The sequence below is a fragment of the Aeropyrum camini SY1 = JCM 12091 genome (assembly GCF_000591035.1).
Lineage (GTDB): Archaea > Thermoproteota > Thermoprotei_A > Sulfolobales > Acidilobaceae > Aeropyrum > Aeropyrum camini.
The window spans coordinates 1,349,152-1,371,805 of sequence record NC_022521.1 but is presented as its reverse complement, the minus strand read 5'-3'; the positions used below and the strand labels follow the sequence as shown (position 1 = coordinate 1,371,805).

Below are 22,654 nucleotides of genomic sequence, written 5' to 3'. Positions count from 1 at the left end.
GCACCACCTGTAAAGGCCTAGCGCCCCCCTATATACGGTTTTCCCCGCTGGACAGCTCACCAGACTCTTTCCAGAGCGAGCCAGGCTCCAGGGGGTAGTGGCACGCGTAGAGCCTGTCCTCTTCACCCGTTAGAGGGGGCTCGAGGCTCTTACACTTTGCATCGGCCAGGGGGCAGCGGGGGTGGAACCTGCAGCCAGGGGGTATGGTGACTGCACTGGGCACCTCCCCCGCTATGGGGAATCTTGGGGGCTTCCTCCTGCTGACGGAGGGTGTAGATGTCACTAGAGCCGCTGTATACGGGTGCCTGGGATCCTCTATTACGCTCCTCGGATCACCGACTTCCACTATCTTGCCAAGGTACATAACGGCTATCCTGTCGGCAACAGCCCTGGCGACAGCTATGTCGTGGGTTATGAGGACTATCGTCGCCCCGGTCTCCCTGTGGTAATTCATTATAAGGTCTAGGATGGAGGCCCTCATGGAGACGTCTATCATGGAGACGGGCTCGTCAGCCACTATAACCTCGGGCTCGAGTATCAGCGTCCTCGCTATAGCCACCCTTTGCCTCTGACCCCCGCTCAGCTGGTGGGGCCTTCTCCAGTAGAACTCTCGGCCGGGCGTCAAGCCTACGCTCTCCAGCATCTCAAGGGCCTTCCGCCTGGCCTCACTGCCTGTAGCAAGCCCGTGAATGACTAGGGGCTCTGCAACCTGCTCTCCCACCGGCATCAGGGGGTCGAGGCTCTTGTAGGGATCCTGGAAGATCATCTGCAGCTTCCTCCGGAGTCTCCTATCCCGGGATAGCTTCTGGGGTGTGAGAAGCTCTCCCCTATACCGTATCCAACCCTCTGTCGGCTCCTCAATACCGACGATGACCTTACCCAGCGTCGTCTTCCCGCAACCGCTCTCGCCAACTACAGCCAGGACCTCGCCCTCCCGTATATCAAGGCTCACGCCGTCCACAGCCCTCACAACGGCGTCCGGCCTCCCTAGAATTCTCTTTAGAAGAGTATAGTACACGGGGTAGTGCACCTTCAGGCCTTCAATGCTGATTATCGGGCCGCCGTTCATCGAGTATGCTCACCCCGAGCTATCTTATGAGGCATGAGTGGCTCCTCCCTCCGTCTACCCTCTTAAGAGTTGGCTCTGTAGCGGTGCACACACTCTGTCTCAGGGGACAGCGGGGGTGGAACCTGCAGCCCGGCGGGGGGTTGCGGAGGTCTGGGGGGGAGCCGGGTATCGGTTTTATCTCCCTGTCCTCCCAAGGGTCTGGCACGCTGTTTACCAGCATCTCCGTGTACGGGTGGATGGGGTGCGAGACAACTTCTACCGCCGGGCCCACCTCCACCAGCTCTCCTGCATACATCACCGCTATTCTATCGCTGTACTCTGCGGCTAGGCCTATGTCATGTGTGACCAGCAGAACAGTGAGACCCCGCTCTTCCTGAAGCCGCTTCATCAAGTCCATTATTTTAGCCTGCACTACTACGTCGAGCGCGGTGGTGGGCTCGTCCGCTATAAGTATCTTAGGCTCGAGGGCGACTGCAGCGGCTATAGCCACCCTCTGCCTCTGACCCCCGCTCAGCTGGTGTGGGTATACGGAGGCCCTATCCCTCGGTATCCCGACGAGTTCTAGAGCGTCGCCCGTCAAAGCCTCTGCCTCCCGGCGGTCGAATGCCAGGCCGTGCTCGAGCAGGGCCTCTGCTATCTGGCTCCCCACAGTACGGTAGGGGTCTAGGTAGGCTGTGGGGTCTTGGAATACCATCCCTACCTCCCTGCCCCTGTACCTCCTGACCTCATCGTCTGCGAGGCCCAGGAGGTCTACCCCCGAGTAGATGATACGCCCCTCAACGATCCTTCCTGGGGGCATGATGAGGCGGGGGATACTGAGGGCCAGGGTGCTTTTCCCGCTGCCGCTCTCCCCTACTATTGACAGCCACTCGCCCTTGTCTATAGATAGGCTTACACCGTCCACCGCCCTCACTATTCCACTGAGGGTATGGTAGTAGACCTTTAAGCCGCGGATTTCTAGTATAGCCATAAGCCACCCCCTACCTGGCTAGACGGCCCTCGCCCGGAACCTCTCAGCAAGCCCCTCTCCCACCATTGCAAAGCCTAGGGCGAGGGTTAGTATGGCGAGTCCGGGGAAAAGCGTTAGCCACCAGCTGCCGGAGAGGAACTGCTTAATCCCGTAGCTTATGTCGAGCCCCCAGTCTGGTGCCGGGTAGGTGACTACGAGGCCGAAGAAGCTTAGGCCAGCCTCAGTCAGTATCGCGTCAGCGCTTGCCAGGCCGTAGACCACGAGGACCGTGGGCATTACGCCGGGGAGTATGTGGCGTGACATTATCCTTGAGTGTGGGGCGCCTAGAACTCTGAGGGCTACTATGTAATCCTGGGTCTTGGTCTCGATGACCCGGGCTCTAGTCATCCTGAAATAGGCTGGTACGTAGACCACCATGAGTGCTATAGCTGCGTTGATAACGCTGGGGCCGAGAACGCTGGCTATTGCTATGGCCAGTACTATACCGGGGAACGCGTAGAGGCTGTCCATTATAATGCTTAAAACCCTATCGAGGGGGCCGCCGAAGTAGCCGCTGACCAGCCCTAGGGGGACGCCGATTATTAGGCCCATAACGCTGGAGAGGAGAACTACCTTCAATACAATCCTGGTTCCAAGGACCACCCTAGAGAACATGTCGTAGCCTATCTCGTTGGTGCCGAAGGGGTGCTTGAGGGAGGGGGGAGAAGGATGCTCCGCCACGTCTCCGACTTTGCTGTAGGGGCTGTATGGGGCTATGTAGGGTGCCGCCACGGCGACCGCTATGTAGAATATTATTATAGCGAGGCCAGCTACTATGAAGCCTGAGCCCGGCCCCGCTAAGGCCTTTCCCGGGGGGGGAATCGGCACAGCTGCCACCCCGCTAGTATCTCACCCTGGGGTTTACGATAGCGTAGATAATGTCTACTATAAGGCTGACCATGCCCACCATGAACGCGAAGAAAACTGTGACACCCTGGATGGTGCTATAGTCCCTGTAGGATATCCTTTCTACTAGAAGGCTGCCCAACCCCGGCCAGCTGAAGGCCGCCTCCGTCAGCACCGCGCCCCCGAGGAGTATAGCGAACTGGAGGCCCATCATTGTTATCGTCGGTATCAGGCTTATCCTCAGCATGTGGACCGCTATCCTCGACTCCCTCAGCCCCCGGGCCCTGTAGGCTATAGCCACCTCGCTCCTAAGAGCTTCTGCAACATGTATCCTCACCAGCCTCGTGTAAACACCGCTTAAAACTATACCAAGCGTTAGGGAGGGGAGTATCAGGTGTTCAATAGCGCTCACTAGAGCCGCCGGATTGGCTGTTATTATAGAGTCCAGCACGTAGAGCCCCGTCACAACGTTGAGATCAACCCTAGGGTCTATTCTCCCCCCTGTGGGGAGAATTCCGAGCTTTATGCTGAACACATACTTTAGCATGAGGCCGAGCCACGGTATGAAGAGGGTATACGCAACTATGCTCGAGGTCCTCAGAAGCCTATCCACTAACCCTCCCCGAAACGCGGCCGCCACTCCGCTGCCGACGCCCAGGACAACGCTGACCATGAACCCAAATATAGTGAGTTCGAGTGTCGCTGGAAACCTTTCCAGAATATCCCTGGCGACAGGCCTCCCGTACAGGGTCATGCTCTCGCCGAAATCCCCCCTGAGTACACCTAGAAGATAGTCAACGTACTGTCTCCATAGAGGCTGGTTCAGTCCCAGCCTCTCCCTGATAGCCTCAAGCTCCTCAGGCGGAACACTACGAGTCCCGAGAGCGGCTGAAACAGGGTCGCCGGGTATAACCCGCAACACTATAAACACTACAGTATAGAGAATCAGAACTGTAGGCACTATAGCCAGAGCCCTGGTGACAGCATAGCGGAGCAGGCTCAAGACCCTATACACACCCCTAGCTCACGTGCACCCCGACCATATACCGCATACCGATAAGGTTAGGGCGGAGGGAAAAGCTTACCGCTAAACCCGGACGTGTGGAGTTGATTGGGGAAAAGTAGTGTTGGGAGTGAGTCTTTTAGAGCCGGGCTCACTTAGAAATGCTTGAGTATATCAGGAACTGTAGCGGGCTTACCTCTATGCTAGTAACCTCTGTCGACGTTACCACGAAGAGCTTGCCCTGCACCAGCGGTATGAACGGTGCTTCCTCGGCAAGTATCTCCTGCACCTGCTTATAGAGCTGGGCCCTCTCGTTCATGTCCGTCGAGGTCATAGCCTGCCTTAGGAGCTGGTCCACCTGGGGGTTGGCGTAGCCTGTTCCTGTCCACGAGTTGGCCGTGCTTAGTAGGAATGGTGTTAGGAAGTTGTCGGGATCCAGGTAGTCGGGGTACCAGCCCAGGAGGCTAATCATCATCTGCCCGCTGCTCAGCTGGTCGACGTAGGTTCCCCACTCGCTGCTCTTTATCTCCACGCTTATTATTCCAGTCGCCTCCCACTGCTCCTTTATGACGGCGGCGAGGGCGGCCTCGGTGTCGCCGTAGTGCTCTGGAGTATACCATAGCTCGACCATCAGCTTGTTAGACTCGTTGTAGCCAGCCTGGGATAGGAGCTGCCTGGCCAGCTCCAGGTTGGGGCCTTCACCGTACTTCTCCTTGAACGCCGGATAGTGGCTCCACATCCCCGAGGGGACCATGCTGTATAGCGGTTCCATAGTGCCCCTGAATACCCTGTCCACTATGTCCTGCCTGTCTATGGCGGCGGCGAGAGCCTGCCTAACCCTCACATCGTCTAGAGGCGGCTGAGACACCCTGAGGACAAGATACCTTATGAACAGGCCCGGCACCTCCTTAACGTTATAGCCCTTGTTCTTCAGGTCCTCAAGATCGCTGGGGTTCAGAGTCCTCCAGGCTACATCAATCTCCCCGGCCTCCAGAGCGCTCCTCAGGTCCTCGCTACCCTCGTAGAACCTTATTATAACGCCGTCGTTCTTCGGCTCCTCGCCGAAGAAGTTGGGGTTCGGCTTTAGCCTGAGGTACTGATCCCTCACGAACTCGTCTATCATGTAGGGGCCGCAGCCTCCCCAGGTCGCGTCGGGCGCCGGCTGGTCCTCAGGGTAGTTGGGGTGGACTGGGTAGTAGGGTGGTGTTGCCACGACAGCCAGGAAATAGCCTGTGGGCTGTTTTAGCGTGAACTTGACAGTCCACTGGTCCAGAGCCTCCACATTCTCGACAAACTCGGTGACAAGCCAGCTGGGGTCGCCCTGTATAGTCATAACCCTCTTTATACTCCTCACAACAACGTTAGCATCACATTGAGTGCCGTCAGGGAACTTAGCGTCCTGCCTCAGATGGAATATCCAAACCTTCCCACCATCCTGTGACTCCCAGCTCTCGGCAAGATAGGGCACTATGTTACCCTGCTGATCGTAGGTGACAAGCCCTGCCATAACATTACTCAGAACCTCCCACGTGAAGAAGTCGTAGCTGGTAGCCGGGTCGAGCTCCGTCACATCATCGGTCGTCCCAATGACGACGACATTAGCCGCCTGTTGCCTGAAGAACAGCATGTAAAAGCCAGCAGCAATGACTATGATGACTATGACAGCCGCGAGGATAACGCGTGTGTTAGCTAAAGCCATACCGAAACCAACCCCACCTTAATAAGGCACTATTTACTTTAGTGAAAACCCTCAAATATTTATATCTTAAAGGACGAATTGAAGTTATGCCATCCCACTACAATGAACTGTTTTACTGCTGCCATGGCCAGCGAGTCATACTAACACGGTGAGAGGTTAGGCTGGTGAAGCGTGTGAAACGCATTATCCTCGAGTTTGGAAAAAGCCTATCCGCCCCTAACAGCCTGTCTTCATCTCTCGAGCCAGTGTTAATGTGCTTTAGCTCTATCAGCGTCTCTACCTTTCTTCATACACCGCCCCTGTAGGGTGGTGTCCAGGAAACCCCGTGTCATCATGCATAGCCTGTCACCGCCTTCCATTCGCGGCCATTAGCTTACTCCTATCTTTTCACAGTTTTATCCTCCACTCTTGTTGTAAACTATGTGTAGGGAGAGCCGCTACTTCAAGATTCTTATTTTCAGGCGTATAACATTGTTTTACTGCTTGTTCCTGTTGTTCATAAGTTTCTATGTTTTCTTTGATTTTGTATTCAATATTAATTTAGCCGAAGAGATCTTTAATATCTCTGCAACCATACTTTTAATTATATAGATTATATGAGTGTAGCAGGTGATGCGAGCATGGGATTCCAGACTAACAGGACCACTATCTACATAGCGGCAGCCATTGTCCTCATAGTTATCATAGCGGCAGCCGTCTACATAGCAACGAGGCAAGCTCCCGAGACTGTTGAAACCGAGACAGGTACCGCGGCGGAGACAACCCCTGCTACCAAGACTGAGGCCGAGGCGGTTGAGCTTAAACCTCTCACCGGCAATGTACGGGAGGACATAGTCAACATAGCACGCTTCCTATCTGCGAACGGAGTCACAGAGGCTAAATACAGGGTTCACGGTTCCGGCGATCCAAACAGCATTATGAGGGTTTACGGTATAGTGGAGGCTGCGGCGAGGCTTAACAAGATACTTGAGGATGAGGGCGTCAACTTCAAAATAGTTATAGAGGATATAAAGTTCTCTGCCAACGCCGACGAGCCCGCGAAGGTTTTCCAGCAGAGCTTCCCCTTGAAGCAGGAGGCTGATATAATTGCAGTTAGCTACAGGTGGATATCCACATTCGCCAAGGAGGGATACCTGCTTGATATAACTGACTATGCGAACGCCTACATGGGGACCGAGCTAGAGGACTACTACGACAGCCTCTGGAGCAGCGTCACCTACAAGGGGAGGATTTACGCCCTCCCCCAGGACACAGAGGCCAGGCCCCTTTACATACTGAAGCCTGTTATGGAGTGCCTCGGCTACGACGCATGGGATATTGCGAAGAAGATCGACTCAGGCGAGTATACATGGAAAGACGTGATGAGGATTGCCAAGGAGGCTGTGGATAACGGCTGCTCCGAGTGGGGTGTTATACACAGGAAGGGGAGTGCCCACCCCGACCTGGTGCAGTTCTACTACGCCTTCGGTGGTGAGTTCACCGGCAGCAACCCGGACAAGCTCTACCTAAACCTTGAGGCCCTCTACAAGTGGCTCGCAGTAGAATATGCCCTGGCCAGGAACGGCCTCACCCCGGAGAACATGCTGGAGTGGGACTGGGCAAAGCAGATACACCCAACCATAGTGTCGGCTAAGACGGCGTTCGACATAGGAGGCACCTGGTACTGGACCGAGTGGCAGACCAAGAAGTACTACACAGACCCACAGACTGGTGAGCAGAGGGGCTTGACTCCTGAGGAGGTGAAGGAGAGGTTCGCATACAGCCTCTTCCCCGCGGGAGAGCCTGGCAAGAAGCCTGTAACCCTCAGCCAGCCCTTTGTCTGGATGATAAGCGCCAACGCTGGTAAGCTTAACCCGAAGTACGACGATCTGAAGGAAGCTTATCATAGAATAGCGTTCCTATTGATACTGAAGGCTAACGATCCCGACCTCGTGGCCATCCACAGCATAGTGAGCGCCCACATACCCATAAGGGAGAAGGCTGCCCAGCTGATGGACGACCAGCAGTTTGTAAACAAGCTAGCCCAGGGTAACCTGGACATGTTCATCTCCGACGAGGCCAGACAAGCTTTCGTCGACATAGCGAAGAAGACTGCACACCCGATTAACATAGAGTTCCTGAAGAGCGTCACCTACATGCTCGAGTACACCCACATACCGCCGCTGCACCCGTCCTACCAGCCTCTGGCCGAGTTCTTCAAGGATGCAGTGGACTTCGTGCTGAAGGGCCAGATGACTCCCGAGGAGGCGACGAACTACGTCGTCCAGAAGATACAGGCAGACCCCGAGCTCGCCGAAACCATAGAAATAGTCGGCAGCATACCTACTGGATGGGAGATAAGCCCCTAGGGGGTATAGAGGAGGTTGAGGCTAGATAGGCTCTTCACACTGGCTTTTTTCCTGGGCCCCGCTCTACTGATCGTGATTACGTTCTTCTTCCTCCCCCTGCTTCTGACTGTTTACACCAGCTTCACTAACATGAGGAACTGGAACGTCGACGCCTATCTCTTCGACATTGTTGGCCTATACAATTATAAGGTGCTCATACACTTTGCCAAGTACGATCCGATGTTTAGGAACGCCCTTATAACCACTGTGGTTTTCGTCGCAGTCACACTAGTCGTCAACGTGCTTGGGGGCCTGACTCTAGCCATACTGACGTTCTTCCTCGAGGAGAGGATATCGATACACTACAGGCTCCTATGGCTTCTGCCGCGTATGACGCCCGTGGCGGTATACAGCCTGCTATGGTACTACTTCTTCCATAGCGACGCTATAGGAACGCTGAACAGGATACTCCTGCTAGCAGGGGTTATAGAGAAACCTATAAACTGGGGCAGCTACATGCTCCCCCTAGGCACATGGTCTATACTCATATTCGTCAACGGCCTAGTCGGGGTTAGCTTCGGCATGATCGTGTTCTACAGCGCCATAAGGAGCATACCCTGGGAGTACTTCGCGGCCGCGAGGGTTGACGGCGCCTCGAACCTAACGATAGTCAGGAGGATAATAGTCCCGATGATAAGGTGGCACCTCCTCTTCGTGACCGTCTGGCAGATGCTGAGCCTCCTAACAACCTACACCCACATATTCCTCCTCTACGAGTGGGGCGTGGTTGACAGGACCTGGGGCCAGACCTGGAGCCTGCTAGTGTTCAACCTAGCCTTCCTTCCGGTGGGAGAGCTGAGGCAGGGGCTGGCCGCTGCAGCGGCTACCGTGCTTGTTGTGATAGGCGCTATCCTGGGCCTCATCACACTTAGGATACTCGGGTTCCAGAGGATGATAACAAAGCCTAGAGGTGACATATGATGGGTGAGAACCCTCTGGAGGAGGTTGTTGGTGGAAGCATCTCTAGGAGACTCAAGATCGTCATAGCCCTAGCCCTACTACTGGCCGGCAGCCCTATAATACTGACTTACGGGCTCCTCATACTGAGCAGCTTCAGCACCAACATGGTGACCGACCCGCTGCTCACCGACTTCCAGCCAACCCTCGACAACTGGATAATGTTCCTCAGGGGCCAGATAACCTACGCCACCGGAGGCCTCGAGAGGAACGTCATTGAGATGACCCTCGTAACACTAACAGTCGCCGTCGGCGTCGCACTAACCGCAACCCTAGTCTCCCTGCTAGCGGCCTACAGCATATCCAGGATGGAGTTCAGGGGGAGGGGGGTGTTCACGGCCGGGCTGATAATGCTCCACGCCTTCCCGGGGGTAGCGTTGATCATAGGAGTCTACATGATATTCAGGATAATAGGCGACATCCTAGGCGTGCTGGGGGAGGAGTTCTACGCCATAGCCTATATAATACTCGCCAGGGCGGCGCTGGAGGTGCCCATGGCCATATGGCTCTTCAAGGGCTTCTTCGACAAGATCCCCTGGGAGCTGGAGTGGAGCGCCCTCGTTGACGGCGCCAGCAGGGTTAGGGTGTGGTGGAGCATACTAGTGCCTCTAGTGAAACCGGGTATAGCTGCTGTACTCATATTCACATTCCTGGCTGGCTGGGAGGAGTTCATCTACTTCTACGTATTCCTCAAGCCATTCGGGATAGACAGCCTGCCCACCTTCATAGAGGAGATAGTGGCCGCTGCGGAGAACTACCAGCTAACCATAATAGCAGCGGCCGGGACGTTCTACCTCCTCCCGACCATAGTGTTCTTCATACTCACCCAGAAGCTACTGCTTGAAGCGTATAGCGGAGGGCTGAAAGGCTAGCCTACAAGCCGGCGACCCCAACACCTTCCCACCCCACTTCAGGGTAAACCCCGGATTTACAGTGTGTTCCGGGTTATGTAGGGTCGTGCAGCACCGTTATTCTGGTGTCGACCAGGTGGCCGGGAGTAGTATAGCGGCCAGGGTTGCTAGGATGGCTGCTTTCGGCGAGGGTTTAGAGGAGGGAGATCTTTCCCCCCATCTGGCGTATGCTGCAGCCCAGGTTGCAGACCTTCTTAAGTGGGAGACTGGTGTCTGTCCCTTCTGTGGCCGCAGGCTGCAGTCGCGGAGGGGGTATTATATCCACCTGGTGAGGGTTCACTCGGGGGATATAGCTAGGCTTGTTGATCGTGTTGCAGAGAGGGGGGCTTCAAGACGAGGCTTGTGAGGGTCCTAAGCCACCTCCTACCATGCTCCGTCTCGAGCACCAGGTAAGCCACGTCCTCCTGAACCTCGGCCTCACCCTCCAGCACATACACGCTACCCGATGGCGCGTACCACTCTATATCCTCCTCCTTTACCGAGGCGTAGCCTCCTTGCTTTTTCATACTCTCCATGATCCTCGGGAGCCTAACCACCCCCACCCTCAGAAGCTTTGCGGGCCTGGGGAAGAGGGGCCTCGCCTGGAACCTCTTCGCAACGCCGTACTCCCCCCTTATTATCTTGTCGGGCAGTGTCTCGTGGCTCCTGCTCCTGGATATAAACTCTATCTCCACCTCGACATAGTCGCTCGTCTTAGCCCTGCTCTCTATAACGTAGCTAAGCGTGTCAAGCGGGTCGCCCTCCTCCGTGAAGCCCTCACTCCTCTCTAGCTGCAGAACCCCCAGCAGCGCGGGGCCAATGCGGATGTAGCTCTTCTGGAAGGTCCTCACCCTAACGTTGTACTTCGACAAGGTCTACTCCCATAATAGGTATTTCTAGCCCGAGCCGTTATCATATTTTTAAGGTGGATACGCTGTTGCCCCGGGAGAACCCCACACTGGATGTTCAGGAGAGGGTTTTGGAGATAGAGGGTGAGACTGCATTCGCATACCTCGCCGTGGCGAGGAAGCTCGCTCAGGAGGGCAGGCGCGTTATAAGCTTCGGCATAGGCCAGCCCGACTTCCCCACGCCCCTCCATATCAGGGAGGCGGCTAAGAAGGCTCTGGACGAGGGTTTCACAGGCTATACGGAGACCGCCGGGATACCTGAGCTGAGGGAGGCCATAGCATGGTACCTAAACTCTAGGTACGGCGCGGACGTCTCCCCCGACGAGGTTATAGCGACTACTGGGGCTAAGACGGCTATATTCCTGGGTATGGCTCTCTATCTCAGGCCTGGGGACGAGGTTATAATACCCGACCCCAGCTACTACGCCTACGCGCAGGTCGCCAAGCTCTTCGGCGCGAAGCCTGTGTACGTGCCCATGAGGTTCGAGCCGGGCCTTGGCTTCAGGTTTGATATAGAGGCTATAGAGAGGGCTGTGAACGAGAGGACTAGGATGATAGTTATAAACAACCCTCACAACCCGACGGGAAGCGTGTTCCCCCCCGAGCAGGTTGAAACCATCCACGAGATAGCGAGGAGGAGGGGGATAATCATACTTGCCGACGAGATCTACGACAACTTTCTCTACACTGACAAGCCGTTCAAGAGCACCCTATCCCTCCCCGACTGGAGGGATAACCTAGTCTACGTCAACGGGTTCAGCAAGACCTTCAGCATGACCGGCTGGAGGCTTGGATACGTGGTGCTCAGGAGTGAGGTCATACCGAAGGCCCTAGACCTCGCGGTCACCATATATAGCTGCCCCCCAAGCATAGCCCAGAAGGCCGGTGTAGCCGCCCTAAAGGGCGACTGGGGGCCTGTGAGGGAGATGGTCGACGAGTTCAGGAGAAGGGCGAGAATACTCCACGACATACTATCCCAGGCCGAGGGTATAGAGCCTTACCTACCGGAGGGCGCCTTCTACATGTTCCCCCGCGTAGCCGGCCTCCTAAAGAAGACCGGGCTCAACGTTGAGCAGCTAGCCGAGAAACTGCTATACAACTACGGAGTCCTCGTCCTGCCTGGCACCAGCTTCCCTGAGAACGTTGGGAGGGAGCACGTGAGGTTGAGTTTTGCCACCGCAACAAGCGACGTGAAGGAAGGGGCGGAGATAATAGTCAGGGCTTCTAGGGAGCTCTCCAGAGGCTAGCCCGCTTTCCGTCCAAGACTTCGGGGGTAGAGGGTGGATAGGCTCCTGCCCAAGAGTTTTTACCATAGACAGCCCGACATTGTGGCTAGAGAGCTGCTGGGCAAAATCCTTGTCTCCTGCACCAGCGGAGCATGTATGAGGTGTATGGTGACGGAGGCTGAGGCCTACTTCGGCGAGTGCGACCCCGCCTCCAGGGCCAGGAGGGGTAGGGGAAGGATATGGAGGGCCCTCCATGGGGAGCCTGGGAGGGCTCTGGTTTACGGTATGCATAGACAGTGGCTGCTCAACATAGTAGCCCACAACGAGGGTATGGCCGGGGCGGTGCTGCTGAGGTCCTGCCAGCCCCTCGAGCCGCCGAGCCTAGAACCCCCTCCCATAGGGCCTGGGAGGCTATCTAGGGCCCTCTCAATAGGCAAAGAGCATGACGGAGTCCCGCTCTACTCTAGCAGCTCCCCCCTGAGGATTGAGGACCCTCCGGGGGAGGTGGTGCACAGTATAGGGTGCTCTGGCCGTGTGGGCGTAGCCGAGGACCTAGAACTCCCCCTCAGGTTCTACATAGTGGGAAGCCGCTTCGTCTCTAGGGCCCGGGTCTCTCCACCCCCTAGACCCTGCCTGGCCGGGGGGAGAGCATCTCCACACACCTAGTCCCCCCGTGCTCCACAACCCTCCCCCGCTCCAGAACGTGGAACACCTTGAAACCCCTGTTATAGAGCCAGTCGGCTATCACCTTCCGGTGGCACCTCCACGGAAGCCTCTCGCTACACATAACAACAGGCCTCGCCCCCGCCTCGGCCAGATAAGCTATAACCTCCAGCCCCCTCCAGGCGGCGGGGCTCGAGGCGAGGTAGGCTGCGTAGGCGTTGAACCCCTCCGACTCGAAGCAGGAGAACGAGGACCTCAGCGAAGGGTCAACATCCCTCCCGAAAGACCTATAGCCACCCAGGAAGGGTAGGTGGATATAAGCCAAGCCCCGGCCCCTGAGAAAACCCTCCAGACTCTCCCTAGACAGCCATGGGTACCGCCTGCTCCTAGGCCACCTCCTCACGTCAACCACAACCCTAGAACCCACAGATCCGGCGAGACCCGCAATCTCCTCCAGACTCCTCGAGCCATGGCCAAGCGTATAGGCCTCCCTACCCACACCCAACCAACCCCAGCCAGCCAAACCCATTAAGAAACCGGGGTAAAGAGCTGGGCTAAGTGGTGATGCTAGATCTATATAGGGTCCAGCAGGCATTCATACATAAACGGCTGGGGCCCGGGTTGAGCCCCGCAGCCACGGGGGGCGATGATCTGCTATCCCGAGCCACGAGGAGCACCGTAAAATGACTCGGACAACCCACGAGGGTGGCCCGGGTAGCTCAGCCTGGATAGAGCGCCGGACTGTGGATCCGGAGGTCCCGGGTTCAAATCCCGGCCCGGGCCCCACAAACCACTCCTGAAATCATTCCAACCAGATTTCTCTATTTAGGCCGTCCACTATCTGGTTTATAAGGAGCCTAGGCATACACATGCATTGTGCTGCCAATCAAGGCTATTATTAAAATAATGCAAAATTCAATATAAACTTGTCTTCTGCAGTGTCACTTGTGTTTCACCCTCCCGTTATTTTTGAAATGAAATCTTCTAGAGGTTCATCGTTTGCGCTTAGCTTTTGTACGGCTATCTCTCTAAGCTTTATCATAAGGATAGGGTTCCCAGTGTATGTAAGGGCTTTTGAAGAATTTTGTCGGGTCCAGGATTACGTTGTCCGGGGGCTTAACGTTGTTGAGGCTATACACCTTCCCATCCTGTATTAGATACGCCCACGGGCCCCAGATGAAATCGTAGTAGACCTGAATGCCGTTTGGCTCGGGTTTTATGAATACAAGATACTGGTTCCCCGGTTCTAGCAGTGGGAAGGGAGATGCTACATCCTCGATTGTCAGGTTGGTCTTGTTTATGGAGTCTTTAGCTATGAAAGCACGCAACAACAGTTCGACCGTATTACCATCCCTAATTGTGGATATCAGCTCGTCGACGGCTCTGCTCTGAGTCTCAGGAGTCTCAGCACGGTCACATAACTCTGGGGATTTAATGCATTACGATTTGGGAGGCATAGTCATAGTGTTCTCGGGTTTAACGATTACCTAGTCAATCCTGGCATCGTAGACGACATAAGTGATGGTATCACTGTAGCGGTAGACGGTTTTAACTGATGTAATAGTCACAATAGCTACACCGACCCCTCTATCTAGTAGGTCTTGGAATGGGTTCTGGGAATCAGCATGAGGCCATATGAGGTCGCTAAACGAGGCAGCGCCACCAGTGACAGCTTTTATGTACTCATCTAAGGGAGTGACCATGCTTTCAACCCCCTTCCAACCACTATACTTCTTCTCAACTTGTTCAGCAGCAGACATAGTATCCCTGTTAGTGTCTCCAGGGGGTAATGCTAGAAAGTATGCTAGGAGGGGTAATGATATAACTAGTGCAGCCGTCAATAGCATGAGTACGACGAGTTTCCGCACAAAGGGCCCCCTTCATTCTAGAGTAAACTTAAATTTAATTAGTTTAAAATATAGTAGGATTAGCCTACCAACTGGCCGCTATTGTTTAGTGCTAGGATAATTAGTAAGGTTTGTCTAAGCTTCTTGCCTGGTTAGTTATAATGATAGTTATAATGAATATGAATCGGGAATATCATCTAGTGGTGTATATTGTCATGCATAAACTTGGTTATCCTCGGCTGTTTAAGATGTTGTTCGGCGTGTTGCTAGTATCATTCGCTATTAGCGCATACTCCAACCTAGAGTATGTTAAAAACGAAGAGAGGGTTGCCAGTAGCTTGGTAGATGGCTCGGGATTCCACGTGTCAATTCTGGCTGACGACATTATGGCGCTCGCCAGCAGCTATGACAGTGACCCCGAGAGGACGCGCTTCCTGGTTGCCTCGGCGGTAGTTAACTCGAAGGCACTGGCAACATTAAGTAAGGCGCTAAATGATTTGGAGGGCGACGAACATTATAGAAAATGGTATCTAGTATACGGGAGCCTATTCATGTATTTCGCAGGCCTCACCGGTAAGGAGCACGAGGACATTGTAAATAAGCTCTCCGAAGACGGGGAAGCCCTACAGAAAATAGCCGCCGTACTGGAGAGGGCCGGAAGCAGTACAAACCCCTTCGAAATACAACGGGAAGAGCTGGACAACCTAGTAGATCTCGCCAGTGCACTTGTTACGAGCGGCAACGATTAAACAAGAGTTGGGAACTACTGCTTTGACACTCACAATTATCGTAGAGAATAGGTTAGACGAGATACGTTATATTCACAGCTAGCGGCTGTGTGTTCGTGTTAAGCTTGTTAAAAGGGGGTTTCACTGATTATATGATATTGGCGGGGCTTCACTTTGCCCATCCTTGAGTGGCACCGGCCAGGCGGCTCTCTGCTGTTCGCAGCAGCTATAGCGGCTCTCCTAGCCGTGGCCTCCGCAGCCTACTTCCTGCTGTCGCCTGGAAGCTCCGGCTCAGATTTTATGCTGCCTATGGGCCAGTTCTCTGGGAGGACTAGCGTTATCGAGGGTTTCGAGCCCTCTAAGACTATCGAGTACGAGTTTACTGTGGATGGGCTGGAGGTCCGTGTTGTCTACAGCTTCTACACCGACGAGAGTCTACTGAGGAACTTTGTCTCCCTCCTGGAGGAGTACTGTAGTGGCTCGAGTTCCGCCGACCTGTGCGACAGTGCCCCCGAGGCCTGGGCGGATGGCGTGGATGATCTTGCGCTTCTGGACGTCTACATTACGCTGGCCAACCTGGGCGGGGAGACGGTGGAGCTGGGGTATGGGGGGCCGCTGGCTTCCTGCTACACCAGGAAGGCTGTGTACGAGTTCTTCGGCAGGGAAGAGCCTCAGTGGCAGGGGTTCTGGGTTGAGTTCGACGTCCGGGAAGGCAGCCTGCTCAAAGGCTTTTGCATATTCCAGTTGGCCCTCAAGACCGTGGACCTCAAGCCCGGCCACTATGTTGACGAGAACCTTGTGTTCCTGGTGGAGACGCCGTTCAAGTCTGTGGCAGAGGTTGTGACCCCGGCTGGCTTCAAGACCGAAGCACACGCCGTGGAATACCCGTAGCCCTGGTGTAGACGGGTTTCTTACAGCTCAGCCCTGGTTAGGTTTGGGAGGGTGAGGGGGCCCGTGGTTCCACGTTACCCCGCCGCATTTATCAGCAGGACGGCTTTTCACATTGGCGAGGTGCGGGGTGTTGACGGGTGTTACTGGCGTCCCCACTCTCGACAGGCTCCTGAACCCGGTGCCTCGGTCGGGCTGGGTTGTGGAGGTCTATGGGGGTGCGGCGAGGCTTCTGGCCCATACCGCGGTGGCTGAGGCTTCCCGCAGGGGTAGGGTGGCTGTTGTTAACGTGCAGGACTTCGGCGGGTTCGACCCCTACCTGGCGGCCAGGCTCTCCAGGCTGAGGGGCGGGGACCCGGGGAACATACTGTTCGCCCGGGCCTTCAGGCTCCACGACGTGGCCAGCCTGGTGGTGGAGGCCTCCTCAACAGGCGCTGGCACGGTTGCCGTGGTGGACCCCTTCAGGTTCGCCCCCAGAACCCCTCTGGCATACAGCCTCCTAACCCGCATAACGGGGGCCCTCCGCGCCGCCGCCCGGGATAGCCTTGTTTTCGTTGCTAACAGGGTCTCCCAGTTCGGGAGGCTAAGGCCTGAGGGGGGCCACTTCCACCACCACAGCGTCCACGTGATAGCCCGGGCTGAGTGGAGGGGGCGGGGGGTGTTTGCTACGCTGCTGAAGCACCCGGCGAAGCCCGTGCCCCAGGCCGCTCTAGCCCCCGAGCCTGAGTTGGGGGTGAGGCTCCTATGGGCAGGACAGCGGCCCCTGGAAGAGTACTTGTAGAGGCTGAGGTTGAGAGGCTCCGCAGGCTCATCCGCCACCTTAGGAGCAGCGAGGATAGGAGGCTCCTCGAGGACCTGCTCTCCAGCTACAGGAGGATACTGGAGGCCTACAGGTACGTGCCGATGAGCGACCCCATGGAGCCCGTCTACATAGCGATGATACTGGAGGCAGCGAGGTCCTGCAGGGGGAGTGGTGGGGAGGGTGGGGGAGAGGCTCATACTTGACGCTGAGCCCCTCGGCGGCAGACTGCTCCAGCTAACAGTAGCATCGCCGGGCGGGGGGCTCGAGGCCCTGAATGTCGGGGCGGCGGCCCGCGCCTACCTACTCCCCATCAACACGGATGCCAGCACCCTGGCCAGGGGCGTGGAGGCGGAGGGTGTGGAGGCCTGGGTGGAGGACTGGCTGTCTCCCCCCAGGTATGACAGGCTGGTGGAGGTCGTTGTTGTGGAGGGCGGGTGGGAAGGGGTTGGGCGTGTGGCCTCGGCCCTCGAGGCCCGGGGAGTTGCTAGGAGGGTTAACAAGTATCCAGGCCCCCTGGTGGAGGTCCTCTGGCGCCTGGGCCTCCGCCCCGGCTGCCCCCTGGGCAGGGTGTGCGGCCCCCTCGAGGATTATGAGGTCCTGTCTTTGGCTGTCGTGGAGGCCTACTCCTGGCACGGCCCCATATCCAGCCCCGTGGAGAAGCCTGGACGGTTCAAGGTAGTGTGTGGAGGCTGGGAGGAGGCGGTGGGTAGTGTCGACGGGGCTTTGGATGTGCTCAGGGGCTGCAGGCCCCATGTAGTCGTTGCCAGAAGCCCGGTGAGGCTAATTCTGGAGGGTTCCTCCCGGTTCCGCGAGTACATGTGGTTCGAGCCCGACAGGAACCTGGTGGGGCCTCGGGGCCTCGTAGTGTGGATGAGGCTATCCTGGCTGCCCTACACAATGGCCCATGGAGCCCCTATAGGCAGGGTGCTGACCGCGGCTGAGGCTAGGGAGGCTTATAGGAGGAGGTACCTCCTGGACGAGCGTGCGCCCCGGCACGAGAGGTTCAGGAGCCTCAGGAGCCTTGTGGAGTCTGACATGCCGGGGGCTGCTAGACTGCCCGAGCCCGGTGTTTACTGGGGGGTTGTACAGCTGGACTACTCTAGCCTCTACCCGAGGCTCATCTCCATGTATAACATAAGCGCCGAAACTGTCGACACGCCGTGCGAGAACACCCTAGACCCCGCGCCCGGCTACGGGGGGCACAGGATGTGTATGGATAGGAGGGGGCTTGTATCCGAGGTCCTCGGCAGGCTTGTGGCCCTCAGGGACGAGGCCCGGAGGCGGGGGCTGAGGGAGGAGCAGGAGGCTATAAAGTGGATACTCGTCTCCGGCTTCGGCTACCTAGGCTTCAGGAACAGCCTCTTCGGCAGCATAGCGGCCTACGAGACTGTGACGGCCGCTGCCAGGAGGGCTCTGGCCGCTGCGGAGGAGGTGGCTGTGGAGATGGGGTATAGGCTCATACACTCCCTGGTAGACTCCATCTTCATACAGCCAGTGGAGCCCCGCGGCACCCCAGGGGAGGTCGCCTGGGAGATTGAGAGGCGGACTGGGGTTCCCGTGAAGATAGAGGCCGAGTATACGTGGCTCTACATACCTCCCACCAGGAGGGGCCACGGCGCGGTTAACAAGTATTACGGCGCCCTGGAGAGCGGGGGCGTGAAGCTGAAGGGGGTGGCGGCCGTCAGGCGGGACACGCCTGAGATAGTTAGGGAGGCGCAGGCGTCAGCCATAGCAAGGCTGGCGGAGGCCAGGCACCCCGGGGAGTGGCCCGGGGCCGTGGAGAGGGCGTGGGGGGAGATAGGGAGGTATGTGAAGCTTCTTAGAGAGGGCACACCGCCGATAGAGAAGCTGGTTATAGAGAGGAGGGTAGACCCCTCCTCCTCGAGGAACACGCCGTGGAGAAGAGCGTGGGTTAAAAGCCCCATCCAGACGCCCACGGTAAAATACGTTGTAGCCGGGGGAGGAAGACCGCACCCAGTATGGCAGGGGCCGCCCCGGAGTATAGACAGGCTATACTACATAACTCTCCTACAAAGGGCGGCCGAGGAGCTGCCCAAACAGCCCCGCCAACGCCAGCCATAGCCCGACCCTCAGCCCCTCCGGGCAAGACCATACAGTCTAACGCTTACAAGATCCCAGCATAATATCTAGTATCGTGGGCTGGGGGTGTTTGGGCCAGCGAGGTCCTCAGCACCCCCCGGTACGAGGCTCTGCTCCGGGTGCTGGGGTGGTGCACCCTGGCTGCTAGAGGTGCTGTTGTGGATCTAGTTGCAGAGGCTAGGCGGTGTGGCGGCGTTTTTGCAGCCATCGTAACAGCCCTGAGGAGGGCTAGGGTTGGTGATAGGATTAGGTTTGTCTATGAGGGGGGCCAGGAGGGGGAGGTTAGGCTTACCCTGGAGAGGCTTTCCGAGCTCGGCATGGTGGAGATCGTGAGTCTTGGCGGTGGGGAGGCGGTTGTGACTAAGAGGGGGTAGCCTCGGCTTTTTTCCTAAGCTCTCTGACCACCTTGGCCACGGGGTCTCCCTTGACCTCTCTCATCGGCCTGCCGCTACCGCCCCTCCTAGCCGCTACCACGCCCGCCAGCACGCTGAGGGCCAGCTCCTCCGGCGTCGAGGCCCCCAGGTCTATGCCCGCGGGGCTCTCTATCTTCTCCAGGTGCTCCGGGGGCACCCCTTTCCTCGCCAGCCTCCTTAGAACCTCCTCCGCCCTGTTCACGCTAGCCACTAGGAAGACCCTAGCCACAGGCTTGCCGAGTATCCGGAGCAGTATCTCCACATCGACGTCTGTCCTGCCCATTGTGGCGAGGACCGGGTATGTGTGGCGGTCCAGCCTTACTCCGGCCTCGTCCAGGGAGGGGAGAACCCTGGCCCCCGGGTAGTCCTCCGGCCTCGCTGCAGCGTCGACCACGGTGACCTTGAAACCGAGCAGCTGGGCCAGCCTGGAGAGGGTCTTCGTGACCTCATTATGGCCGAATATCGGTATATGGGGCTTGGGGTAGGCTGGCTCCAAGTAGACCAGCACCTCTCCGCCGCATGGGGTGCCCACCTCTATAACGTCCTCGGAGACCTGCTTAAGGGTCTCGCCCGACATGACCAGCTTGACAAGCTTCGGCCTCCCCTCCTTCAAGGCCGAGAGGGCTACTGTGAGCAGCGCGTTCTCGCTACACCACCCCCCAAGCCACCCCTTTACCGTGCCGTCGGGTAGTATAACCCCCTTCGATCCCACCCTCGCCGCCGCCGAGCCCCTCACGCTGACAACGGTGGCTATGACGAACTCCCTCTCCTCCTCCATAAGCCTGCTGACCATATCCACAAACTCCCGGAGGCTCTCCTCGTCGAACCTGTAGCCTCCTCCCACCTTTTACGCACCACCTAAACCCTAGCCCCAGTGTAGCAAGACGGGCGGCCAAGGGTGATAAGCATGAGTAAAACCCTGGGGTGAGGGGGCTAGCCCGCCTCGCCCAGCTCCCTCTTCACCCCCGCTATCACGTCGTTTATCATCCTCCTTGCCAGGCTGTCGAGCACCCTGCCCCCCATGCTGGCAGCGAGGCCTCCTACATTGCCCTCGAAAACCCAGCTGACCCTGCTGCCCCCTCCGGAGGGCTCTACTGTGAAGGTTAGGGTGAAGTCGAGGGTGCTGCCAGCGCCCCTGCCCGAGCCCCTCACCGTGGCCCTGCTAGGCTTCTCCAGGTCCTCGAATGAGGCCTTAACCCTCGCATCCCCGCGGAGAGGTCCTAGGCTCAGCCTGAGCTCTATGGTGAACGTTCCGTCGTCGACCTCGACGGACTTGAAACCTGGGAAGGCGCGGGAGAACCTGCGTGGGTCGGTGAGGAACTCGAAAACCTCCTCAGGAGTCTTAGAGACCTCGAAGGAGCCTTCATACCTAACCTTCAATGCTCCAGCCCCTCAATAATTATGTTATATGCAGGCTTCCGAACTACTTAACCTGGCCATGAGTTCGAGGTAAGGGTCGCGAGCCATGGAGGGTCTCGACACCCTGATGGCACTATCCGCGGCGGGCGTGCTCAGGCCCAGGTCAGGGGTATTTGCCGTAGTGCTCGCTGCGGGCCTCTCGAGGAGGATGGGGTTTAACAAGCTGCTCGCACCCCTCTGCGGGAAGAGGGTTCTGTGGCACGTTCTAGAGCTTGTAGCGGGTTTTGAGGGTGTTCTGGAGGGTGCGGTTGTTGTTACGAACAGCGAGGTAGCCGAGGTCCTGGGGAGGGAGAGGCCTCCGGGGAGGCCGGGGTTCTTCAGGGTTGTGGTGAACCGGGAGCCGTGGAAGGGTTTGAGCAGCTCCGTCAAGCTAGGGGTTGAAGCCGCCCCCAGGGCCAGGGCCTACCTGTTCTTCAACGGCGACAGGCCTTTCGTCTCTAGGCTCACGGTCGCCAGGGTCCTCGCCCTCTACATGGCCAGGAGGCCGCTTATAGCGGCCCCCATGGCTGGCGGGGCTATAGCCCCTCCCGTAGTCGTGGACTCCAGGCTGCGGGGCGAGCTGCTTAGGCTCTCGGGGGATACCGGGGTTAGGAGCCTCTTCGGGAAGTACAGGGGGCGCATGGAGGTCGTGGAGGTTGACGACCCCGGGCTACACCTTGACATAGACACTCCGGAGGACCTGGATAGGGCTTCGAGAAAATGCTCTAGGCTAGCCGGTGAGTCTGGGGAGGAGTCTTAGGAGCTTCCTGGTGTTAAGCAGGGTCTCGAGGTCTATGGTGAGGTGGGCTTGACGCCGTATTACCCTCATAGTCGAGGGCTCGCCCCCCGCGTCCCTCCTCGGCGACTCAGGGGTTACCCATACGAGGAAGCCAACCCTCCGCCTCAACTCGGCCAAAGCCGCCTCCAGCTGTCTCAGGTCGCCCAGGTCCCAGCCGTCGCTGAACACCAGGGCGGCGGCGCCCCTGTGCAACGTGGGGCCGTAGTTCTCAAGCAGCTCCTCCACAGACTGGCTTATCCTGGTGCCGCTCCCCCATAGGCCTTCCACGCGGGATACAAACCTCCTGAGGTCCTCAGCCCCCCCGGCTGCCTCCACCAGAGGGGTGGCTCTAACGAGCCTGGTGCTGAAGAGGAAAGCCTCGTAGCTGCCCGGCGGTAGCCGTCGGAGGGAGTTTAGGATTCCCAGTATCCACGGCCAGTAGTCCTTCATAGAGTTGCTCACGTCCAGCAGCACTAGTATGTCGGTCTTGCTCCTCTTCCTGCTAGACCTGGCCAGCCTCACGGTCTCCCCGAAAGTCCTGAGCGACCTCCTCATAGACCTTCTGAAGTCGATCATACCCCTCCTCCTAGGAACCCGCCTTCTCCCCTCCTCCAAGCCCAGCCTCCTCCTGAGGAGGACTAGGCTCCTGTATAGAGCCCTGGCCTGGCTGGGTGAGGGGAGGTCAACACCGGGTTCGCCCCAGCTAGCGTCCACGGGGCTGTAGATGCTTAGGAACCTCTCAACCGGGCTCCCCGCCTCAACCTCCACCTTGACAGCGACCCTCCTCCCTGGGACCTGAATAGCCGTCCAGGCCCCCCTCCAGTAGACGTCGAAGAGGTAGTCGAAGAGCCTGTGGCGACCTGGGTCTTTGGCCAGCGCCGCTCTGAGGGCCTGCTTCAGCCTCTCGAGGTCCTCTGTGCCTACGAGGCTCGCGGCGAGGGCCGCGTCTATGGATTCGGCGACTGTGCATCTTATCCCGTTCTCCCGGAGGAGTCTGGCGAACTCTACAACCCTCTCCTCCAGGCCTACTGCCTGCAAAGCCG

Annotated in this window: 25 protein-coding genes and 1 tRNA gene; 14 read left to right on the top strand and 12 right to left on the bottom strand. The window is 57.5% G+C overall.

Annotated elements, in window-relative coordinates:
- Window positions 1-28: 28 nt before the first annotated feature.
- The 5 genes from ACAM_RS07185 to ACAM_RS07165 all read right to left on the bottom strand — a co-directional run bounded on the left by ACAM_RS07185 (window position 29) and on the right by ACAM_RS07165 (window position 5,626).
- A complete protein-coding gene (locus ACAM_RS07185) occupies window positions 29-1,069 on the bottom strand; it encodes an ABC transporter ATP-binding protein (protein WP_022542153.1) in 1,041 nt (346 codons plus the stop codon).
- Window positions 1,070-1,088: 19 nt separating this feature from the next.
- Window positions 1,089-2,039 carry an ABC transporter ATP-binding protein gene (locus ACAM_RS07180; protein ID WP_022542152.1) on the bottom strand — a complete coding sequence of 317 codons (951 nt, stop codon included), beginning with the start codon at window positions 2,037-2,039 and terminating at the stop codon, window positions 1,089-1,091.
- Window positions 2,040-2,057: 18 nt separating this feature from the next.
- A complete protein-coding gene (locus ACAM_RS07175) occupies window positions 2,058-2,906 on the bottom strand; it encodes an ABC transporter permease (protein ID WP_232502291.1) in 849 nt (282 codons plus the stop codon).
- Window positions 2,907-2,919: 13 nt separating this feature from the next.
- Window positions 2,920-3,927: an ABC transporter permease gene (locus tag ACAM_RS07170; RefSeq protein WP_022542150.1), complete on the bottom strand. Its 1,008-nt coding sequence runs from the start codon at window positions 3,925-3,927 to the stop codon at window positions 2,920-2,922.
- 151 nt (window positions 3,928-4,078) lie between these two features.
- Window positions 4,079-5,626: an ABC transporter substrate-binding protein gene (locus tag ACAM_RS07165; RefSeq protein WP_022542149.1), complete on the bottom strand. Its 1,548-nt coding sequence runs from the start codon at window positions 5,624-5,626 to the stop codon at window positions 4,079-4,081.
- A gap of 620 nt (window positions 5,627-6,246) precedes the next feature.
- Between ACAM_RS07165 and ACAM_RS07160 the strand changes: the two genes are divergently transcribed.
- The 4 genes from ACAM_RS07160 (at window position 6,247) to ACAM_RS07145 (ending at window position 10,227) form a co-directional block, all read left to right on the top strand.
- Window positions 6,247-7,974 (top strand): ABC transporter substrate-binding protein, encoded by a 1,728-nt coding sequence (locus ACAM_RS07160; RefSeq protein WP_022542148.1) that lies wholly within the window; start codon window positions 6,247-6,249, stop codon window positions 7,972-7,974.
- Window positions 7,975-7,989: 15 nt separating this feature from the next.
- Window positions 7,990-8,934 carry a carbohydrate ABC transporter permease gene (locus ACAM_RS07155; RefSeq protein WP_022542147.1) on the top strand — a complete coding sequence of 315 codons (945 nt, stop codon included), beginning with the start codon at window positions 7,990-7,992 and terminating at the stop codon, window positions 8,932-8,934.
- The gene (locus ACAM_RS07150) at window positions 8,934-9,842 is read left to right on the top strand and encodes a carbohydrate ABC transporter permease (RefSeq protein WP_173391728.1); all 909 of its coding nucleotides are present in this window, start codon (window positions 8,934-8,936) and stop codon (window positions 9,840-9,842) included. The genes ACAM_RS07155 and ACAM_RS07150 overlap by 1 nt, the downstream gene beginning before the upstream one ends.
- 115 nt (window positions 9,843-9,957) lie before the next feature.
- Window positions 9,958-10,227, top strand: coding sequence for a C2H2-type zinc finger protein (locus tag ACAM_RS07145; protein ID WP_022542145.1), 270 nt, complete (start codon window positions 9,958-9,960; stop codon window positions 10,225-10,227).
- Here ACAM_RS07145 and ACAM_RS07140 read toward each other — a convergent pair.
- Complete coding sequence (locus ACAM_RS07140) at window positions 10,175-10,732, bottom strand: hypothetical protein (protein WP_022542144.1); 558 nt, start codon at window positions 10,730-10,732, stop codon at window positions 10,175-10,177. The genes ACAM_RS07145 and ACAM_RS07140 overlap by 53 nt on opposite strands.
- A gap of 65 nt (window positions 10,733-10,797) precedes the next feature.
- On the opposite strand from ACAM_RS07140, the gene ACAM_RS07135 reads away from it, so the two are divergent.
- Together ACAM_RS07135 and ACAM_RS07130 are read left to right on the top strand one after the other, a co-directional pair.
- Complete coding sequence (locus ACAM_RS07135) at window positions 10,798-12,015, top strand: pyridoxal phosphate-dependent aminotransferase (protein WP_022542143.1); 1,218 nt, start codon at window positions 10,798-10,800, stop codon at window positions 12,013-12,015.
- Between the two features lie 33 nt (window positions 12,016-12,048).
- Window positions 12,049-12,660, top strand: a complete 612-nt coding sequence (locus tag ACAM_RS07130; protein WP_022542142.1) for a DNA-3-methyladenine glycosylase — start codon at window positions 12,049-12,051, stop codon at window positions 12,658-12,660.
- Here the strand turns inward: ACAM_RS07130 and ACAM_RS07125 are convergent.
- Window positions 12,617-13,156 (bottom strand): DUF488 domain-containing protein, encoded by a 540-nt coding sequence (locus ACAM_RS07125; protein ID WP_158318599.1) that lies wholly within the window; start codon window positions 13,154-13,156, stop codon window positions 12,617-12,619. The two genes, ACAM_RS07130 and ACAM_RS07125, sit on opposite strands and share 44 nt — an antisense overlap.
- Window positions 13,157-13,365: 209 nt before the next feature.
- On the opposite strand from ACAM_RS07125, the gene ACAM_RS07120 reads away from it, so the two are divergent.
- Window positions 13,366-13,443: transfer RNA gene (locus ACAM_RS07120), tRNA-His, on the top strand.
- A 242-nt stretch (window positions 13,444-13,685) separates the two neighbouring features.
- Here ACAM_RS07120 and ACAM_RS07115 read toward each other — a convergent pair.
- Window positions 13,686-13,988 carry a hypothetical protein gene (locus ACAM_RS07115; RefSeq protein ID WP_022542140.1) on the bottom strand — a complete coding sequence of 101 codons (303 nt, stop codon included), beginning with the start codon at window positions 13,986-13,988 and terminating at the stop codon, window positions 13,686-13,688.
- Between the two features lie 156 nt (window positions 13,989-14,144).
- Window positions 14,145-14,525, bottom strand: a complete 381-nt coding sequence (locus ACAM_RS07110) for a hypothetical protein (RefSeq protein ID WP_062661444.1) — start codon at window positions 14,523-14,525, stop codon at window positions 14,145-14,147.
- Between the two features lie 140 nt (window positions 14,526-14,665).
- Between ACAM_RS07110 and ACAM_RS07105 the strand changes: the two genes are divergently transcribed.
- The 6 genes from ACAM_RS07105 (at window position 14,666) to ACAM_RS07080 (ending at window position 19,396) form a co-directional block, all read left to right on the top strand.
- A complete protein-coding gene (locus ACAM_RS07105; protein ID WP_148706467.1) occupies window positions 14,666-15,253 on the top strand; it encodes a hypothetical protein in 588 nt (195 codons plus the stop codon).
- Window positions 15,254-15,406: 153 nt separating this feature from the next.
- A complete protein-coding gene (locus ACAM_RS07100) occupies window positions 15,407-16,123 on the top strand; it encodes a hypothetical protein (RefSeq protein WP_022542137.1) in 717 nt (238 codons plus the stop codon).
- A gap of 130 nt (window positions 16,124-16,253) precedes the next feature.
- Window positions 16,254-16,901, top strand: coding sequence for a hypothetical protein (locus ACAM_RS07095; RefSeq protein WP_022542136.1), 648 nt, complete (start codon window positions 16,254-16,256; stop codon window positions 16,899-16,901).
- A complete protein-coding gene (locus tag ACAM_RS07090; protein WP_022542135.1) occupies window positions 16,865-17,125 on the top strand; it encodes a DUF8156 family protein in 261 nt (86 codons plus the stop codon). Before ACAM_RS07095 ends, ACAM_RS07090 begins: the two co-directional genes overlap by 37 nt.
- On the top strand, window positions 17,103-19,004 hold the full coding sequence (locus ACAM_RS07085) for a DNA polymerase domain-containing protein (protein WP_148706466.1): 1,902 nt from the start codon (window positions 17,103-17,105) through the stop codon (window positions 19,002-19,004). The genes ACAM_RS07090 and ACAM_RS07085 overlap by 23 nt, the downstream gene beginning before the upstream one ends.
- 137 nt (window positions 19,005-19,141) lie before the next feature.
- Window positions 19,142-19,396, top strand: a complete 255-nt coding sequence (locus ACAM_RS07080; RefSeq protein WP_022542133.1) for a hypothetical protein — start codon at window positions 19,142-19,144, stop codon at window positions 19,394-19,396.
- On the opposite strand, the gene ACAM_RS07075 is transcribed toward ACAM_RS07080, so the two are convergent.
- A complete protein-coding gene (locus ACAM_RS07075; RefSeq protein ID WP_022542132.1) occupies window positions 19,383-20,279 on the bottom strand; it encodes an XdhC family protein in 897 nt (298 codons plus the stop codon). The two genes, ACAM_RS07080 and ACAM_RS07075, sit on opposite strands and share 14 nt — an antisense overlap.
- An 89-nt stretch (window positions 20,280-20,368) precedes the next feature.
- Window positions 20,369-20,815 (bottom strand): CoxG family protein, encoded by a 447-nt coding sequence (locus ACAM_RS07070; protein WP_022542131.1) that lies wholly within the window; start codon window positions 20,813-20,815, stop codon window positions 20,369-20,371.
- An 85-nt stretch (window positions 20,816-20,900) separates the two neighbouring features.
- Here ACAM_RS07070 and ACAM_RS07065 point away from each other — a divergent pair, with 85 nt between their 5' ends.
- Window positions 20,901-21,593 (top strand): nucleotidyltransferase family protein, encoded by a 693-nt coding sequence (locus ACAM_RS07065; protein WP_148706465.1) that lies wholly within the window; start codon window positions 20,901-20,903, stop codon window positions 21,591-21,593.
- On the opposite strand, the gene ACAM_RS07060 is transcribed toward ACAM_RS07065, so the two are convergent.
- A complete protein-coding gene (locus ACAM_RS07060) occupies window positions 21,564-22,649 on the bottom strand; it encodes a vWA domain-containing protein (RefSeq protein ID WP_022542129.1) in 1,086 nt (361 codons plus the stop codon). The genes ACAM_RS07065 and ACAM_RS07060 overlap by 30 nt on opposite strands.
- Between the last annotated feature and the right edge of the window lie 5 nt (window positions 22,650-22,654).

Coding starts and splice junctions, on each gene's coding strand:
- ACAM_RS07090 (WP_022542135.1), top strand. CDS start 16,865: ATGGGCAGGACAGCGGCCCCTGGAAGAGTACTTGTAGAGGCTGAGGTT.
- ACAM_RS07165 (WP_022542149.1), bottom strand. CDS start 5,626: ATGGCTTTAGCTAACACACGCGTTATCCTCGCGGCTGTCATAGTCATC.
- ACAM_RS07150 (WP_173391728.1), top strand. CDS start 8,934: ATGGGTGAGAACCCTCTGGAGGAGGTTGTTGGTGGAAGCATCTCTAGG.
- ACAM_RS07185 (WP_022542153.1), bottom strand. CDS start 1,069: ATGAACGGCGGCCCGATAATCAGCATTGAAGGCCTGAAGGTGCACTAC.
- ACAM_RS07180 (WP_022542152.1), bottom strand. CDS start 2,039: ATGGCTATACTAGAAATCCGCGGCTTAAAGGTCTACTACCATACCCTC.
- ACAM_RS07160 (WP_022542148.1), top strand. CDS start 6,247: ATGGGATTCCAGACTAACAGGACCACTATCTACATAGCGGCAGCCATT.
- ACAM_RS07065 (WP_148706465.1), top strand. CDS start 20,901: ATGGAGGGTCTCGACACCCTGATGGCACTATCCGCGGCGGGCGTGCTC.
- ACAM_RS07105 (WP_148706467.1), top strand. CDS start 14,666: ATGATAGTTATAATGAATATGAATCGGGAATATCATCTAGTGGTGTAT.